We start from the raw sequence: 16504 nt of genomic DNA, 5'->3' as shown, positions 1-16504 counted from the left end.
GGCAGACACGAAGCCATCGCGAGCAGGCTCACTCCTACAATGATCGGTGTAACCCTCATTATCCCTGCCTAATCCAAAACCCTGTGGGAGCTGGCTTGCCAGCGATGGGGCCAGCAGTCGCTCGGAAGATTGAGGCAATAAAAAACCGCAGCCAGGCTGCGGTTTTTCAGGCTCAGTGGGTCCTCATGCCCGCTGCATACATCGCCAGTTTCAGCAGACTGGCGACCACGGCCAGCGACACCACACTGCCCAGCCAGATCAACAACAGCCAGCCCAGACGCTTGTACCAGCGACTGCTTTTCACTTCGCGCGAATCAATGGTAGCCATCGCCAATCCTCACTTTGCCGCGGAATACGTAGTAGCTCCAGAAGGTGTACATCAGGATCACCGGCAGGATGAACAGTGCACCGATCAGCGCGAACAACTGGCTCGACGGCGGTGATGCGGCGGCCCAGATGCTCACCGACGGCGGGATGATGTTCGGCCAGATGCTCAGCGCCAGGCCGATGTAACCGAGCAACATCAGCACCAGCGTGAACACGAATGGCCAGTGCGTATGCCGCTGACGCAACGTGCGCAGCAGCCCGAACAGCGCCAGCAACGCCAACACCACCAACCCGGCAAACACTTGCAGATGCCCGTGCGTCGACCAACGCGCCGCCAGCTCCGGATGCATTTGCAGGGTCCACACGCCAATCACCAGCACCATCGCCATCAACAGCAAGGCCAGCGGCCGGGTGAACAGACGCATCCGCGACTCCAGCATGCCCTCGGTCTTGACCAGCAGCCAGGTGCTGCCGAGCAACGCATACGCAATCACCAGACCCACGCCACACACCAGCGGAAACGGCGCCAGCCAGTCCAGGCCGCCACCGGAAAACTGTCGATCGATCACCGGAATTCCGGACACGTATGCGCCAATCACCACGCCTTGGGAGAACGTCGCCAGCAGCGAACCACCAATAAACGCCTTGTCCCACCAGTGACGTTTTTTCGGCGAAGACTTGAAGCGAAACTCGAACGCCACGCCACGGAAAATCAGCCCGCAAAGCATCAGGATCAGCGGCAGATACAACGCTTCGAGAATCACCCCGTACGCCAGCGGAAACGCGCCGTACAACGCCGCGCCACCCAACACCAGCCAGGTCTCGTTACCGTCCCAGACCGGCGCCACGGTGTTCATCATCACATCGCGTTCCTGCTCATCCGGGATCAGCGGAAACAGGATTCCCAGCCCCAGATCGAAGCCGTCCATGATCACGTACATCATCACCCCGAAGGCGATGATGACGCCCCAGATCAACGAGAGATCAATACCTTGAATAGCCATGACTCAATGCTCCTTCATAGGGGCGGTAGCCGCCGAAATCGGCCGACGCGGCGTCTGCAATTCATCGCCAGCAGGCGGATGCTCGTGGTGCGGCTGCGGGCCTTTTTTCACCAGATTCAGCATGTAGCCGATGCCCACGCTGAACACGGTGAAATAGATCACCACGAACAGTGCCAATGACGTGCTCATCTGCGCCACCGAGTGATGCGACGCGGCGTCGTGGGTGCGCAGCAAGCCATACACCACCCACGGCTGACGCCCGACTTCCGTGGTGATCCAACCGGCCAGCAGCGCAATCAAGCCGCTCGGCCCCATCAACAACACCAGTCGCTGAAAGCCGCGATGCCGGTAAAGCTTGCCGCCACGGCGCAACGCCAGACCGAGCAAACCGACGAGGATCATCAACATCCCCAGCCCGGCCATGACGCGAAAGCTCCAGAAAATCACGGTCGAATTCGGCCGATCTTCCTTCGGGAAGCTCTTCAGCGCCGGGATCTGCTTGTCGAGGCTGTGAGTGAGGATCAGGCTGCCGAGATAGGGGATTTCCAGCGCATACTTGGTCTTCTCCGCCTGCATATCAGGGATACCGAACAGCACCAGTGGCGTCGGGCCGTTGTCGGCGTTGTCCCAGTGACCTTCGATGGCGGCGATTTTTGCCGGTTGATGCTCCAGCGTGTTCAAACCGTGGGCGTCACCGACCACTGCCTGAATCGGCGCAACGATCAGCGCCATCCACAACGCCATGGAAAACATCTTGCGCACCGGCGCGGTGTTATTGCCGCGCAGCAAATGCCAGGCAGCCGACGCACCAACGAAGAACGACGTCGCCACAAAAGCGGCAATCGCCATGTGCGCCAGACGGAACGGGAATGACGGGTTGAACACGATCGCCAGCCAGTCCAGCGGCATCACCCGCCCGTCAACGATTTCGAAGCCCTGCGGCGTCTGCATCCAGCTATTGGACGCAAGAATCCAGAACGTCGAAATCAACGTGCCGATGGCCACCATCACCGTGGCGAAAAAGTGCAAACCCCGGCCGACGCGGTTCCAGCCGAACAGCATCACCCCGAGGAACCCGGCCTCAAGGAAGAACGCCGTCAGCACTTCATAGGTCAGCAACGGCCCGGTGATGCTCCCGGCAAAGTCCGAGAAACCGCTCCAGTTGGTGCCGAACTGGTACGCCATGACCAGGCCCGATACCACGCCCATGCCGAAGTTGACGGCGAAAATCTTCGACCAGAAATGGTAAAGATCGCGGTACGTGTCGTTACGGGTTTTCAGCCACAGACCTTCGAGTACCGCGAGGAAACTCGCCAGGCCAATGGTGATCGCCGGGAAAATAATGTGGAACGAAACCGTGAACGCGAATTGAATTCGCGCCAGGTCCAGTGCCTCCAGAGTGAACATGATGATGTCCTCATCCAGGCTGAAAAGCGGCAGCACGAACCCGGGCCACCGCCAGGCGCGAACGCCTGCAGCCAGTCAAATTGCCAGTGTTTTTATGAGTCGCGGGTTACGCCACCGACGACGGGATCAGGTTGCTGACCTTCGCGGCTTCGAGGCGGATCGCCACGAACTTGGAGGTCGGCGTATACGTCCGGTCGCCGTAGCTTTCCAGCGGCACAAGAGGATTCGTCTCCGGGTAATACGCCGCCGCTTGCCCTGCGGGAATGTCGTAGGCGATCAAGGTAAAACCGCTGACCCGACGCTCACGTTCGTCATCCCACAGCGCCACCAGATCAACCTTCTGCCCCGGCTCGAAACCCAGGCGCTGGATGTCCTGCTCGTTGGCAAAGATCACGTCGCGCATGCCGTAAACCCCGCGATAACGGTCATCGAGGCCGTACAGCGTGGTGTTGTACTGATCGTGGGAGCGCATGGTTTGCAGAATCAGATGCGGCTTGACCGGCAGGTTGCGCACGCCCTCGCTGATCAAGTGCTCGGGCAGCACGCACGGGGTGAACTGCGCCTTGCCACTCTCGGTGTTCCAGACCCGATCCGAAGCGTCGTTGCCGAGGTGAAAGCCACCCGGGATCAACAGTTTTTCATTGAAGTTCTCGAAGCCCGGAATCACGTCGGCAATCAGGTTGCGGATGCGTCCGTAGTCGCCCACCACCCATTCCCAATCGATCGGATGCTTACCCAAAGTTGCAGCAGCAATTCCGGCAATGATCGCCGGCTCGGATTTCAACTGCGCCGACTTCGGCTTCAACTGGCCGAACGACAAATGCACCATGCTGAACGTGTCTTCGACGGTCACGCCTTGCGGGCCTTCAGCCTGGATATCGATGTCAGTGCGCCCGAGGCACGGCAGGATCAGCGCATCGCGACCGGTGACCAAATGGCTGCGGTTGAGCTTGGTCGCGATGTGCACGGTCAGGTCGAGTTTGCGCATCGCCGCGTGGGTGCGCGGCGTGTCCGGCGTGGCTTGGGCGAAGTTGCCGCCCAGACCGATGAACACCTTGGCTTCGCCACGCTCCATGGCGCCGATCGCCATCACCGTGTTGTGCCCGTGCATGCGCGGCACGTCGAAGTTGAAGCGTTTTTCCAGCGCGTCCATCAAGTCTTTCGGCGCCAGTTCGTTTATACCCATCGTGCGATCGCCCTGCACGTTGCTGTGGCCGCGAACCGGCGACAGACCTGCGCCCGGACGGCCGACGTTGCCGCGCAGCAGTTGCAGGTTGATGACTTCCTGCAAGGTCGCCACCGAATGCACGTGTTGGGTCAGGCCCATGGCCCAGCACATGATCACGCTCTTGGCGCGGCCATACATGCGCGCGGCCAGTTCGATGTCATGCAGCGGCACGCCGGACTGTTCGACGATGTGCTCCCAGTTGGTTGCATCGACTTCAGCCAGATAGCTGTCGAGGCCTGAGGTGTGCTCGGCGATGAAGGCGTGATCGAACACCGCTTCGCCGCCAGTCGCTTGCGCTTCGCGCTCCCACTGCAGGAGGAATTTGACCATGCCGCGAATCATCGCCATGTCGCCACCAAGGGCCGGGCGGAAGTACGCGGTGTTGGTCGCTTCCCAGCCGTTGCTGAGCATTTCCAGCGGGTTCTGCGGGTTCTGGAAACGCTCCAGGCCACGTTCCTTCAACGGGTTGATGCAGACCACTTGCGCGCCACGTTTCACCGCCTCACGCAACGGTTCGAGCATGCGCGGGTGGTTGGTGCCGGGGTTCTGGCCGATGACGAAAATCGCATCGGCGTGGTGCAGGTCCTCGTAGACCACGGTGCCTTTGCCGACGCCAAGGGTCTCGTTCATGCTCACTGCACTGGCTTCGTGGCACATGTTCGAGCAGTCGGGGAAGTTGTTGGTGCCGAACGCCCGCACGAACAACTGATAGAGAAACGCCGCTTCGTTGCTCGCACGTCCGGAGGTGTAGAACTCGGCCTCATGCGGCGAATCAAGGTTTTTCAGGTGATCCGCGATCAGCGCAAAAGCGTCTGACCAGCTGATTTCCACATAGCGGTCGACCCGCGCGTCGTAGCGCATCGGGTGGGTCAGACGGCCCTGATATTCCAGCCAGTAGTCGCTCTGCTCGGCCAGGCTCGACACCGTGTACTTGTTGAAGAACGCCGGGTCGACCAAACGCCCGGTCGCTTCCCAGTTCACCGCTTTCGCGCCGTTCTCGCAGAACTTCAACATGCTCGCGCCCGGCGCTTCACCCCAGGCACAACCCGGGCAGTCGAAGCCGCCGTTCTGGTTGGTCTTGAGCATGGCGCGGATGTTTTTCAGGGCGTTTTCACTGCCCAGCCAGCTCTTGGTCAGGCTGATGACAGCGCCCCAACCGGCAGCGGCGCCTTTGTAGGGTTTGTAACGGTCGACTTGTGACATGGGACTCTCCATGACGATGCACACAGGCATGAACCTGATTCGGTTAAACAGCGACGGCCGACTTTCAAGGTTGAAAAGTGGTCGTTGGTTTTGCCGGGGCAAGGATATGAACCGTTACAAAACGTTGTCTAATCGCTATTAATGACCGCCTTATCGAAAGCATCTATCACCACTAAAAACTCTTTATTTACGGGGCCTTGCGGAACTAACGGAGCAACTTTCGGCGAAAAATAATTCATCATCGACGGCATCAATCAATTGTTCATCAACAGTGATTGGACGGCACTTAACGTTAGCCATAACCTGCGCTAACCAAACTCCTTCAACCGGGGTTTTCATTCCTGTGAGGCTGTCATGTCAGAGCGTGTCTTGATCGATGGTTACAACCGCCGCGTCGACTATCTGCGCATGTCGGTGACCGACCGCTGCGATTTCCGCTGCGTCTATTGCATGGCGGAAGACATGCAGTTTCTGCCACGCCAGCAAGTGCTGACGCTGGAGGAGATCTATCAACTGGCGCAGAGCTTCGTCGCCCTCGGCACGCGCAAGATTCGTCTCACCGGCGGCGAACCGCTGATCCGTCCGGGCGTGGTCAAGTTGTGCGAGCAGATCGCCGCCCTGCCCGGCCTGCGTGAACTGTGCATGACCACCAACGGCTCGCAACTGGGCAAACTCGCCGCGCCGCTGTTCGATGCCGGGGTCAAACGCCTGAACATCAGCCTCGACAGCCTCGATCCGCAGCGCTTCAAGCAGATGACTCGCACCGGCGATCTGGCGCAGGTGATCAACGGCATCGATGCCGCGCGCAAGGCCGGTTTTACCCGCACTAAACTCAATGTCGTAGTGATGCAGGGCCGTAACGATGAGGAGATCAACGATCTGGTCAGTTTCGCAATCGACCGTCGGCTCGACGTCTCTTTCATCGAAGAGATGCCGCTGGGGATCATCAGCGAACACAGCCGCGCCGAGTCGTTTTTCTCCAGCGCGCAGGTGCGGGAAAAGATTGCCGAGCGCTATACCCTGATTGACTCTGCCGAGTCGACGCAAGGCCCGTCACGCTACTGGCGGCTGGCCGAGGCGCCGGAGATTCGTCTGGGCTTTATCTCGCCGCACAGCCACAACTTTTGCGGCACCTGCAACCGCGTGCGCCTCACCGTCGAAGGCCGCCTGCTACTGTGTCTGGGTAACGAGCATTCGGTCGATCTCAAAGCGGTACTGCGTGCGCACCCGGGGCAACCGCAACGGCTGGAGAAAGCCATCATCGAGGCGATGAAACTCAAGCCGTATCGACACAATTTCGAAGTGAACGACGACGTTCAGGTCGTGCGTTTCATGAACATGACCGGCGGCTGATCCCGCCAGTTTCATCGGTTATCGGAACCGCACAGCATGATCATCAGACCCAAGGTCAATCAATTCGCCATTCTCTTCACCCTCAAGGGTTCGATCGCCAAGCGCATCGCCCTGCGCACGTTGATGGTTACCCTGCTCGCTTCGGCCATTGTGCTGGTGGAAATCCTTCATCCGAGCAACTTCACCAAGGTCAATGCCACGCCGTTTACCTTGCTCGGTTTGTCGCTGTCGATCTTTATGAATTTTCGCAACAACGCTTGCTATGACCGCTGGTATGAAGCGCGTAAAGCCTGGGGTGAAGTGATCATGCATATTCGTTCGGTGATTCGTGAAACCCATGTCATACGTGAGTCGGCTGAGCGCAAGCCGTTGCTGCTTAACCTGTGTGGCTTTGCTCATGCGTTGAACGCGCGGTTGCGTAAAGAAAGCGAGGCCGATGCGAGTAGCCAATGGATCATGCCCAAACCTGATCCACAGACACCGGATTACAGTGGCCGCATTCTGCAAACGGTCGGCCAGCAGTGTTCCGATCTGCATCAGGACGGTCAACTGACTGAATGGCGCTACATGTTGCTGGCCAATCACCTGACCAGCCTGACCCAGGCGCAAGCGGTGTGCGAACGGATTAAAAACACGCCGCTGCCGTTTCCTTACACCCTGTTGCTGCACCGAACGATTTATCTGTTCTGCATCCTGTTGCCGTTTGCCATGGCGGAGCCGCTGGGCTGGCTGACGCCGCTGTTCACGGCGATTGTCAGCTACACGTTCTTTGGCCTGGATGCGATTGCCGATGAATTGGAAGATCCCTTCGGCCGCGATGAAAACGACCTGCCGACCGATGCGCTGGTGCGCACCATCGAACGCGATATCCTCAGCGAACTGGGCGCAGACGTACCGCCGGCGCTGAAGCCGGTGGACTATGTGCTGAGCTGATCCTTAGCTCTGCAAACTCCTCAAAACCCTGTGGGAGCGAGCTTGCTCGCGAAGGGGCCCTATCAGCCAAAATCAATGTTGACTGACATGCCGCCATCGCTGGCAAGCCAGCTCCCACACGTTCTGTGTACATCCTCAACATCAAGCATCACCACAAATCATTGTGGGAGCTGGCTTGCCAGCGATGAGGCTGTGTCAGCCAACGTCAATGTGACTGACATGCCACCATCGCTGGCAAGCCAGCTCCCACAGTTTTGATTGGTGGTGAGGTCAGAAGAGTTCGTTGAAGGGGATGAAGCGCAGCGGGTCGCCGGCGTTGTGCGTGCTGTTCTCGGGCAGTTCCACCAGGCCGTCGGCCCAGGTGGCGCCGAGCAGGACGCCGGAGCTTTGATTCGGATAGAGCACCGCACGCCCCGCCTCCAGCCTCACCCGCAGGTATTCACGGCGGCCGCCAGCCTTGTGCCAGTCGAAACCTGCATTGACGGTGAAGCTCAGCGGCATGACGTCATCCACACCTTGAATGCGCAACAGATACGGCCGCGCCAACAAGCCAAACGTCACCAGCGCCGAAGTCGGATTACCCGGCAACCCAATCACCGGCACCGCACCAAAATGCCCGACCGTCAGCGGTTTGCCAGGCTTGATCGCCAGTTTCCACACCAGCGGTTTGCCGCTGTCGCGCAGCACCTGCCCGAGGCAATCGGCATCACCGGCTGACACGCCACCCGTAGTCAGAATCAGATCAGCGCGCACTTGCAGTTGCTCAAGTTTGAGCCGCGTCTGCGCCGGGCGATCCGGGAGGATGCCGGCGTCGATCACTTCGCAACCCAGCTCGCGCAACCAGTGGCCGAGCAACACGCGGTTGCTGTTGTAGATACTGCCGGGGCGCAACGGCTGGCCCGGCTCGACCAGTTCATCACCCGTCGACAGCAGCGCCACACGCGGGCGACGCACCACGTGCAGTTGCGCCAGCCCTTGCCCGGTGGCGACCGCCAGTTCGAACGGCCCAAGGCGTTTGCCGGCCCGCAGCAGGATGTCGCCGACGCGATTTTCCTGACCTTGCGCGCGGATGTTCTGCCCCGCTTTCAGCGGCTGCAAGAAGCGCACGCGGCCGTCCTCCAGCACTTCGACGTTCTCCTGCATCTCGACGCAGGTGGCGCCGGGCGGCAGTGGCGCGCCGGTAAAAATCCGTGCGCAGGTGCCGGGCAGCAACGTGTCCGGCGCCAGCCCGGCGTAAACCTTCTGCGAGACCTTCAACGGCTGTCGGTGCAAATCGGCGAGATTGAGCGCGTAACCGTCCATGGCGCTGTTCGGCCACGGCGGCAAGTCGAGTGTCGCCACCAGATCACTGGCCAGCACCCGCCCACGCGCATCGTCGAGCGCCAATAGTTCGCTGTCGGCCAGACGTTGCTCATTGGCCATGCCGAGCAATTGGTCGAGGGCGTCTTCGACCGGCATCAGCGGCGCCTTGCTCATCCGCGTGGCCCGCAGGCTTGCGCGGCTTTCAGGTGCGGGACGAAATTGCATGGGCGATGACGATTATCCAGTTGCTCGGCAAGAATGCCTTCCCACGCCGTACGGCAAGCACCGGTTGAGCCCGGCAGACAGCACACCAGCGTGCCGTTCGACAGCCCGGCCAGCGCGCGGCTTTGCACGGTGGAGGTGCCGATATCCAGAATCGAAATCGCCCGGAACAGTTCGCCGAAGCCGTCAATCTGCTTATCAAACAAGCAGGCCACCGCTTCCGGCGTGCTGTCGCGACCGGTGAAACCCGTGCCGCCAGTGATCAGCACCACTTGAACGGTGTCGTCGGCAATCCAGTTCGCCACCTGTGCGCGGATCTTGTACAGATCGTCCTTGAGCAAGTTGCGCTCGCTCAACGTGTGCCCGGCCTCCAGCAAACGACTGACCAGCAATTGGCCCGACGTATCGCTGGCGTAATCGCGCGTATCGCTGACCGTCAGCACGGCAATATTCAGGGGGACAAACAGGGCATCGGCTTTGGCGCTCATGGCAGTTCTCCGGCAGCAGTCAATCAACATTGCCGAGCAGCCTAAGTGCCACTTATGAGTACTGTCTAATCACTCTGGCCAACCACATTATCGACCGGCTCTATCGGTGCCTTTCACGTTGTTCAGGGCCCGTAAAACCGGCCCTGATAGAGCTTATCGATAGTGCCTTAAATACTTCCGATTGGACGAACAATCGTTCAGATGAGATCGTCGCACCCTGCGCTTTTCGTGCGCCTCGCGCATCTGCGTCAATACTCAATCAAAAAATCCTCATCGAGCAGGTGCCATCGTGGACATCAAACAACTCAAGTTCCTGATCGCGCTGGACGAAACCCGCCACTTCGGCCAGGCCGCCGCACGCTGCCACATCACCCAACCGACGTTGTCGATGCGCCTGCGCAATCTGGAAGACGAACTGGATCTGGTGCTGGTCAACCGTGGCCAGCGCTTTGAAGGCTTCACCCAGGCCGGCGAGCGTGTGCTGGCCTGGGCGCGTACCTTGCTCGCCGCCCATGACGGTTTGTTCGCCGAAGCGGCGGCGTGTCGCGGGCAGCTGGTGGGTAGTCTGCGTCTGGGTCTGGTGCCGCTGAGCAGCTTCAACCCGGTCAATTACATTCAGGGGTTGTCGGGGACGTATCCGGAGTTGAAGTTCAGCCTATCGTCGCTCAGTTCCGACGAGATCATCGCCGGGCTAGGCAACAATCAGCTTGATCTCGGCGTGTGCTATCTGGACCACGTCAACCCGAACTATTTCGAGTTTTTCGAGATCGGCGAAACCCGTGTCGGCCTGCTCTACGACAACCGCCACTTCCAGTTCGAAGGCTCGCAGATGAGCTGGGAAGACGCCGCCGAGTTGCCGTTGGGGATGATCACCGCCGGCATGCATTACCGTAAATCCATTGATTTGAGCTTTCGCAGCCGTGGGCTGAGCCCGCAGCCGATCATGGAAAGCGACTCGACCTATCAGCTGCTGCAGGCGATTCACCAGGGCTTCTGCTGCGCAATCATGCCGCTGGACAGTGGCCTGGAAGAGCCGATCGAACACCTGTCGTTCATGCAACTGCCGGATGCCAGCGTGCTGGCGCCGCTGGGCCTGGTGATGCGCAAGACCGAGCCGCGTTCGGCAATTGCCGAGAAGTGTTTTGCCGAGGCGCGGAAGTTGTTTGGGGTAGAAGTGTCTGCTCAGTAATTGATGTTGGATGTCAGGCCCTCATCGCGAGCAGGCTCACTCCTACAGGGGAACGCATTCCAAATGTAGGAGTGAGCCTGCTCGCGATGAGGCCGGACCAGTCAATACACATCTCGGTTGATCGACCAAAGCAATCACCACATCAGAACAAGCGATTGGACGCACTTTTAACGCCCCCGTAGCCTGAACACTCTTCAGCGCTTCAGGACTTTCAAGATGCTCTGCCACCTCGAAACCATCACAGAATCCACCAGCGAACCCAACGCCCCCGCCCCGCAACCGGCGCAGGTGGCGTTTCGCGAATACCTGCCCGACGCCGCCATCTCCCACGCCGCGCTGGCCTCCGAAATCGCCCTCGCCATCAGCTACAACGGCCTGAGCCAAGCAGTGATGATGGTCTCGCCCGGCAACCTTGAAGACTTCATCCGTGGCTTCAGCCTGAGCAACGCGATCATCGACAGCGTTGACGAGATCTACGACGTCCGCCTCACGCATTTCGACCAGGCCTGTCAGGCCGATGTGCAGATTTCCAGCCGCGCCTTCTGGGCCTTGAAGGATCACCGTCGGCAAATGACCGGCACCAGCGGTTGCGGCATCTGTGGCGTTGAAGCGCTGGAGCAGGCGCTGCCGCATCTGCAGATTCTGCAACCTTCACCGCTGCCGCCAGCCGAGCATTTCGACGGCATCCGCCAACGCATCGAAGCCGCTCAACAACTGGCGCGCAGCAGCGGCGCCCTGCACGCGGCGCTGTACTTCGACGCCGGCGGTGAAGCGTTGCTGTGCCGTGAAGACATCGGTCGCCATAACGCCCTCGACAAGCTGATCGGCGCGATGCAGAGCGACGCCATCGACCCGCGTGCAGGCTTCGTCGTGGTCACCAGCCGTTGCAGTCTCGAACTGATTCACAAAGCCGTGCGCGCCCGCCTCGGCACCCTCGTCAGTCTTTCGGCACCTACCGCGTTGACCGTGCGTTGGGCGCTCAAGCATCGACTCAATCTGATCCATGTGCCACACCGCAACGCCCCGCGAATTTACAGCCCGCTCCAGGAGATTTCCGCATGAGCCACACCCTCACCCACCTCGACGATCAGGGCCGTGCCAACATGGTCGACGTCAGCGACAAAGCCGCGACCCGCCGAGAAGCCACGGCGCAAGCCTGGGTGCAGATGCGCCCGCAAACCCTGCAGATGATTCAGGCCAACGGCCACCCGAAAGGCGATGTCTTCGCGGTGGCGCGGATCGCCGGGATTCAAGCGGCCAAGCGCACTCACGAACTGATCCCGCTGTGCCATGCGCTGTTGCTCAGTTCGATTCACGTCGAACTCAAGGCCTGCGAACCGGATCGGGTGCAGATCACCAGCACCTGCCGCCTCACCGGCCAGACCGGCGTCGAACTCGAAGCGTTGACCGCCGCCAGCGTTGCCGCGCTGACCATCTACGACATGTGCAAAGCCGTGGACCGGGCGATGGTCATCGGCGATATCCGCCTGCTCAGCAAACAGGGCGGGCGCTCCGGTCACTTTCAATGGGAGGGCGCGCAATGATTCTGATCAACTACTTCGCCAGCTACCGTGATCGGTTGAATCTGGGTGGTGAAAAGATCCCGCTGACTGAGGCTTTGGGCAGCGTTGAAGATGTGCGGCAAATGCTTATGCAGCGCGGTGAACTGTGGCGTGAAGTGCTCGGCGCCGGCAACCTGATGTGCGCGGTGAATCAAGAGTTGTGTCAGCCCGGTCAGGCGATTGAGGATTTCGATGAAATCGCGTTTTTTCCGCCTGTGACCGGGGGGTGATCAATGGCTATTCGAGTCCAGCACAAAAGCTTTGATGTCGGCCAGTTGACAGCTGATCTGCATGCGCGCAATCCACGGGTGGGCGCGGTGGTGAATTTCATTGGTTATGTGCGTGATCTGAATATTGGTCAGAGCGTGAGTGAGCTGTTTCTGGAACACTATCCGGGCATGACCGAAAAGGCCCTCGAGCAGATCGCCAAAGAAGCCCGCGAGCGCTGGCCGCTGTTGGGGGTGGAGATTGTGCATCGGGTCGGCGCGCTGTCGGTGTGCGAGCCGATCGTGTTTGTCGGGGTCAGCAGCAAGCATCGGCATATGGCGTTCGAAGCCTGCGCATTCATCATGGACGTGCTCAAGACCCGCGCGCCGTTCTGGAAGCGCGAGACTACGGCGCAGGGTGCGCATTGGGTCGAGGGCCGTGAGAGCGATCGGGATGCGGCGTTGCGCTGGAGTCTGGCGCATGCCTGAAAAGCAAAAGCCCCTCACCCTAGCCCTCTCCCCGAGGGAGAGGGGACTGATTGGGGGATATTTCTGAGATACACCGACTTGAAAGATTGGCTCTGAATCCATAATCGACTCGATCTTCCAGGTCGATGGATAACGCCAGACACCGCGGTCGGCCCCCTCTCCCCGAGGGAGAGGGGACTGATTGGGGAATATTGCAGAGATTCACCGACTTGAAAGATTGGCTCTGAATCCATAATCGACTCGATCTTTCAGGTCGATGGATAACACAAGACAACTCGGTCGGCCCCCTCTCCCTCTGGGAGAGGGCTGGGGTGAGGGTTGAAAGTCTGATTAGATAGTCGCTCCGCCAGGACCCAACTCCGGAGTCTCGCTTGAGCACAGCGCCGAACCACCTGCCCCGCCCCGACCCCGTCACCCTGCGCCAGGCCTGGCGTTTCTGGCTGAAACTCGGCTGCATCGGTTTCGGCGGGCCGGCCGGGCAGATCGCGATCATGCATCAGGAGCTGGTCGAGCGTCGGCGCTGGATCTCCGAAAAACGTTTCCTGCACGCACTCAACTACTGCATGTTGCTGCCCGGCCCCGAGGCTCAGCAATTGGCAACGTATATCGGCTGGCTGCTGCATCGCACATGGGGTGGCGTGATAGCCGGTGCGCTGTTTGTGCTGCCATCGTTGTTCATTCTGATCGCCTTGTCCTGGCTGTACATCGCCTTCGGTGACGTGCCAGCAGTGGCAGGGGTATTTTACGGAATCAAACCGGCAATCACGGCGATTGTCCTGCACGCCGCCCATCGCATCGGCTCGCGCGCGTTGAAAAATACGTGGCTGTGGGCGATTGCCGGCGCCTCGTTCGTGGCGATTTTCGCCTTCAATCTGCCCTTCCCCTTGATCGTCCTCGGGGCTGCGTTGATCGGCTATCTGGGCGGACGATTCGCGCCGCAGCGGTTCAGCAACGCGGGTGCGCGCAACAGCGATAAATCCTTCGGCCCGGCGTTGATCGACGACGATACGCCGGCCCCCGAACATGCCCGTTTCAGCCCGCCGAAGCTGCTGCGTCTGGCGTTGATCGGCGCAGTGCTCTGGTGTTTGCCCATGGCGTTGTTGACGGCGTTATTCGGCTGGGATGGCACGTTCACACAAATGGCCTGGTTCTTCACCAAAGCTGCGCTGCTTACTTTTGGTGGCGCCTACGCGGTACTGCCTTACGTCTATCAGGGCGCCGTCGGACATTACGGCTGGTTGACGCCGACACAGATGATCGACGGCCTCGCACTCGGCGAAACCACGCCGGGCCCGCTGATCATGGTGGTGGCGTTTGTCGGTTTCGTCGGTGCCTACGTGCAACCGGCGTTCGGCGCCGAACATGCGTTTGCCGCCGGCGCACTGGCCGCAACGCTGGTGACCTGGTTCACCTTCCTGCCCTCGTTTCTGTTCATTTTGGCCGGCGGGCCGTTGGTGGAATCGACGCACAACGAACTGAAGTTCACCGCACCGCTGACGGCGATCACCGCCGCCGTGGTCGGGGTGATTGTGAATCTGGCGTGTTTCTTCGCCTATCACGTGTTGTGGCCAAACGGTTTTGCCGGGGCGCTTGATGTGTTTTCGCTGATGCTGGCGGTTGCGGCAGCATTGGCTTTGTTCGTTTTCAAACGCGGCGTGATCAGTGTGTTGATCGTTTGCGCCCTCGCCGGGCTGGGCTTTCACCTGATGCGCTGAACCCTGGCCTGCGAATCTCCCGTTTACACGCCTGGGAATTCCCCCTTACTATCCGGGCACACCGGTCGGCGGGTCAGCCCGCCACCGACGTTTTCCGCCAACGGAAACACGCGTTATGAGTACGTCACTACAACAAGCAGAATCGTTGAACGTCTCTACCCTGCGCGCCCTCTCTCACAGGGGCGGCGTATGAATCGTATCGTCAATCTCCCCATGGCCCTGCGCCGTTCCAAGCTGCGTCACTCCGCACGCCCGCCGGATATCGCCCGGTCTGTCTGATCGCGTCCGTTAAAGAACCGCGACAGCCTTCTATTCCTTGATATCCCTGCCAGGACAGCCACGCCTATTGCTGCGTCGTGTCCGGCCCGAATCTGCGCGCCTGTGCGGCGCCATCGTGAGTGATTGATTATGAAATTCGCAGCCATCGAAGACGCACGCCTGTTCCTTGAACAGAACCCCGATATCGACATGATCGAACTGTTCATCCTCGACGCCAACGGCGTGCCACGCGGCAAGCTGTTGCATCGCGAAGAACTGCTTGCCGTGTACCAAAGCGGGCGACCGCTACCCAGCACCATCCTCGGTCTGACCGTGCAGGGTGAAGACGTCGAGAACTCCGGTCTGGTCTGGGACGTCGGCGATATCGACTGCCGCGCCTATCCGCTTGAGGGCAGTCTGGTGCGCCTGCCATGGCGGCAGATTCCGACCGCCGCCGTGCAGGTCAGCATGCACCCGACCGAGGGTATGCCCGCCAGCATCGCTGACCCACGCCACCTGCTGATCAAGATCATCGACGGCCTCAAAGCCGAGGGTTATCACCCGGTGATGGCGTGTGAACTGGAGTTCTATCTGCTCGACGCCAAACGCGATCACAACGGCCGCCCGCAACCGGCACTGGACGCGGACGGCGGTCGACCGCGACATACTCAGGTTTACGGCTTGCGTGAGCTGGAACAGATCGAACCGTTCCTCGCCGACCTCTACAGCGCCTGCAAACTGCACGGTATTCCGGCGCGCACGGCGATCTCCGAATACGCGCCGGGTCAGGTGGAAATTACCCTTGAACATGGCGACGCACTAGAGGCGATGGATCAGGCCGTGCGCTACAAACGTCTGGTCAAAGCCATCGCCCACAAGCACGGCATGCAGGCGACGTTCATGGCCAAGCCGTTCGATGATCTGGCCGGTACCGGCATGCACATGCACGTGAGTCTGGCCGATGGCGCGGGGCACAATCTGTTCGCCTCGGAAGACCCGGCCGGCACTCCGCTGCTGCGCACAGCGATTGGCGGCATGCTCGCGTCCTTGCTCGATTCGCTGCTGCTGTTCTGCCCGAACGCCAACTCGTACCGGCGCTTTCAGGCCAACAGCTATGCACCGTTGGCGCCGACCTGGGGTGTCGACAACCGTACCGTGAGCCTGCGCGTTCCGGGCGGCCCGGCCAACACTCGGCACATCGAACACCGCATCTGCGGCGCCGACGCCAACCCGTATCTGGCAGCGGCAGCGATCCTTGCCGGGATTCATCGTGGCATTCGTGAAGACCTTGATCCGGGTGCGCCGGTCGAGGGCAATGGTTATGCGCAGGCGAAGGAATTGTTGCCGACCGATTGGCTGACGTCGCGGCAGGCGCTGGAGAATTCGGTGTGGGCGCGGGATGCCTTGGGGCAGGAATTTCTCGGGGTGTATCTGGCGGTGAAACGTGCCGAGTATCGGCAGTTCATGGCCGAGGTGGGTGAGCAGGATTGGCGCTGGTATCTCACCGAGGCCTAACGATCCGACACCGAACCTGTGGGAGCTGGCTTGCCAGCGATGAGGCCGGCACATTCACCTTCTGTGGTGATTGACACTCCGCTATCGCTGGCAAGCCAGCTCC

At 60.3% G+C, this 16504-nt stretch carries 15 protein-coding genes; 9 read left to right on the top strand and 6 right to left on the bottom strand.

Going from position 1 to position 16504, the window contains the following annotated elements; genetic code table 11:
* Nucleotides 1-172: 172 nt before the first annotated feature.
* From ACIPIZ_RS05705 to ACIPIZ_RS05690, 4 genes are all read right to left on the bottom strand, one after another.
* The gene (locus ACIPIZ_RS05705; RefSeq protein WP_081265204.1) at nucleotides 173-328 is read right to left on the bottom strand and encodes a DUF2474 domain-containing protein; all 156 of its coding nucleotides are present in this window, start codon (nucleotides 326-328) and stop codon (nucleotides 173-175) included.
* The gene (cydB, locus tag ACIPIZ_RS05700; protein ID WP_122660984.1) at nucleotides 315-1331 is read right to left on the bottom strand and encodes a cytochrome d ubiquinol oxidase subunit II; all 1017 of its coding nucleotides are present in this window, start codon (nucleotides 1329-1331) and stop codon (nucleotides 315-317) included. The genes ACIPIZ_RS05705 and cydB overlap by 14 nt, the downstream gene beginning before the upstream one ends.
* Nucleotides 1332-1334: 3 nt before the next feature.
* The gene (locus ACIPIZ_RS05695; protein WP_401164490.1) at nucleotides 1335-2738 is read right to left on the bottom strand and encodes a cytochrome ubiquinol oxidase subunit I; all 1404 of its coding nucleotides are present in this window, start codon (nucleotides 2736-2738) and stop codon (nucleotides 1335-1337) included.
* Nucleotides 2739-2844: 106 nt separating this feature from the next.
* Entirely contained in the window at nucleotides 2845-5169 is a 2325-nt protein-coding gene (locus ACIPIZ_RS05690; RefSeq protein ID WP_401164488.1) for an FdhF/YdeP family oxidoreductase, read from the bottom strand.
* Between the two features lie 354 nt (nucleotides 5170-5523).
* On the opposite strand from ACIPIZ_RS05690, the gene moaA reads away from it, so the two are divergent.
* On the top strand, nucleotides 5524-6522 hold the full coding sequence (moaA, locus tag ACIPIZ_RS05685; RefSeq protein ID WP_401164486.1) for a GTP 3',8-cyclase MoaA: 999 nt from the start codon (nucleotides 5524-5526) through the stop codon (nucleotides 6520-6522).
* A 36-nt stretch (nucleotides 6523-6558) separates the two neighbouring features.
* Nucleotides 6559-7455, top strand: coding sequence for a bestrophin family protein (locus ACIPIZ_RS05680; RefSeq protein WP_401164484.1), 897 nt, complete (start codon nucleotides 6559-6561; stop codon nucleotides 7453-7455).
* 270 nt (nucleotides 7456-7725) lie between these two features.
* Here ACIPIZ_RS05680 and glp read toward each other — a convergent pair whose 3' ends face one another.
* Nucleotides 7726-8931, bottom strand: coding sequence for a gephyrin-like molybdotransferase Glp (gene glp / locus ACIPIZ_RS05675; RefSeq protein ID WP_401164787.1), 1206 nt, complete (start codon nucleotides 8929-8931; stop codon nucleotides 7726-7728).
* Nucleotides 8928-9467, bottom strand: a complete 540-nt coding sequence (gene moaB, locus ACIPIZ_RS05670; protein WP_064389336.1) for a molybdenum cofactor biosynthesis protein B — start codon at nucleotides 9465-9467, stop codon at nucleotides 8928-8930. Before moaB ends, glp begins: the two co-directional genes overlap by 4 nt.
* Nucleotides 9468-9756: 289 nt before the next feature.
* Between moaB and ACIPIZ_RS05665 the strand changes: the two genes are divergently transcribed.
* The 7 genes from ACIPIZ_RS05665 (at nucleotide 9757) to ACIPIZ_RS05635 (ending at nucleotide 16401) form a co-directional block, all read left to right on the top strand.
* On the top strand, nucleotides 9757-10656 hold the full coding sequence (locus tag ACIPIZ_RS05665; protein ID WP_150647264.1) for a LysR family transcriptional regulator: 900 nt from the start codon (nucleotides 9757-9759) through the stop codon (nucleotides 10654-10656).
* 216 nt (nucleotides 10657-10872) lie between these two features.
* Nucleotides 10873-11718 (top strand): formate dehydrogenase accessory sulfurtransferase FdhD, encoded by an 846-nt coding sequence (fdhD, locus tag ACIPIZ_RS05660; protein WP_401164481.1) that lies wholly within the window; start codon nucleotides 10873-10875, stop codon nucleotides 11716-11718.
* Nucleotides 11715-12200, top strand: coding sequence for a cyclic pyranopterin monophosphate synthase MoaC (gene moaC / locus ACIPIZ_RS05655; protein WP_064389333.1), 486 nt, complete (start codon nucleotides 11715-11717; stop codon nucleotides 12198-12200). Before fdhD ends, moaC begins: the two co-directional genes overlap by 4 nt.
* Nucleotides 12197-12448, top strand: a complete 252-nt coding sequence (locus ACIPIZ_RS05650) for a MoaD/ThiS family protein (RefSeq protein WP_122609186.1) — start codon at nucleotides 12197-12199, stop codon at nucleotides 12446-12448. The genes moaC and ACIPIZ_RS05650 overlap by 4 nt, the downstream gene beginning before the upstream one ends.
* A 3-nt stretch (nucleotides 12449-12451) precedes the next feature.
* A complete protein-coding gene (moaE, locus tag ACIPIZ_RS05645) occupies nucleotides 12452-12913 on the top strand; it encodes a molybdopterin synthase catalytic subunit MoaE (RefSeq protein ID WP_401164478.1) in 462 nt (153 codons plus the stop codon).
* A 371-nt stretch (nucleotides 12914-13284) separates the two neighbouring features.
* Nucleotides 13285-14628, top strand: coding sequence for a chromate efflux transporter (gene chrA / locus ACIPIZ_RS05640; protein ID WP_401164476.1), 1344 nt, complete (start codon nucleotides 13285-13287; stop codon nucleotides 14626-14628).
* A gap of 408 nt (nucleotides 14629-15036) precedes the next feature.
* A complete protein-coding gene (locus tag ACIPIZ_RS05635) occupies nucleotides 15037-16401 on the top strand; it encodes a glutamine synthetase family protein (protein WP_401164473.1) in 1365 nt (454 codons plus the stop codon).
* Nucleotides 16402-16504: the final 103 nt, after the last annotated feature.

Origin of the sequence: Pseudomonas sp. NPDC087690 (assembly GCF_044743175.1) — a bacterium.
In the GTDB taxonomy this organism is placed as follows: domain Bacteria; phylum Pseudomonadota; class Gammaproteobacteria; order Pseudomonadales; family Pseudomonadaceae; genus Aquipseudomonas.
The sequence above is the reverse complement of the archived record's forward strand: the minus strand, read 5'-3'. Positions and strand labels throughout refer to the sequence as shown.

Coding starts and splice junctions, on each gene's coding strand:
- ACIPIZ_RS05705 (WP_081265204.1), bottom strand. CDS start 328: ATGGCTACCATTGATTCGCGCGAAGTGAAAAGCAGTCGCTGGTACAAG.
- cydB (WP_122660984.1), bottom strand. CDS start 1,331: ATGGCTATTCAAGGTATTGATCTCTCGTTGATCTGGGGCGTCATCATC.
- ACIPIZ_RS05695 (WP_401164490.1), bottom strand. CDS start 2,738: ATGTTCACTCTGGAGGCACTGGACCTGGCGCGAATTCAATTCGCGTTC.
- ACIPIZ_RS05690 (WP_401164488.1), bottom strand. CDS start 5,169: ATGTCACAAGTCGACCGTTACAAACCCTACAAAGGCGCCGCTGCCGGT.
- moaA (WP_401164486.1), top strand. CDS start 5,524: ATGTCAGAGCGTGTCTTGATCGATGGTTACAACCGCCGCGTCGACTAT.
- ACIPIZ_RS05680 (WP_401164484.1), top strand. CDS start 6,559: ATGATCATCAGACCCAAGGTCAATCAATTCGCCATTCTCTTCACCCTC.
- glp (WP_401164787.1), bottom strand. CDS start 8,931: ATGAGCAAGGCGCCGCTGATGCCGGTCGAAGACGCCCTCGACCAATTG.
- moaB (WP_064389336.1), bottom strand. CDS start 9,467: ATGAGCGCCAAAGCCGATGCCCTGTTTGTCCCCCTGAATATTGCCGTG.
- fdhD (WP_401164481.1), top strand. CDS start 10,873: ATGCTCTGCCACCTCGAAACCATCACAGAATCCACCAGCGAACCCAAC.
- moaC (WP_064389333.1), top strand. CDS start 11,715: ATGAGCCACACCCTCACCCACCTCGACGATCAGGGCCGTGCCAACATG.
- ACIPIZ_RS05650 (WP_122609186.1), top strand. CDS start 12,197: ATGATTCTGATCAACTACTTCGCCAGCTACCGTGATCGGTTGAATCTG.
- moaE (WP_401164478.1), top strand. CDS start 12,452: ATGGCTATTCGAGTCCAGCACAAAAGCTTTGATGTCGGCCAGTTGACA.
- ACIPIZ_RS05635 (WP_401164473.1), top strand. CDS start 15,037: ATGAAATTCGCAGCCATCGAAGACGCACGCCTGTTCCTTGAACAGAAC.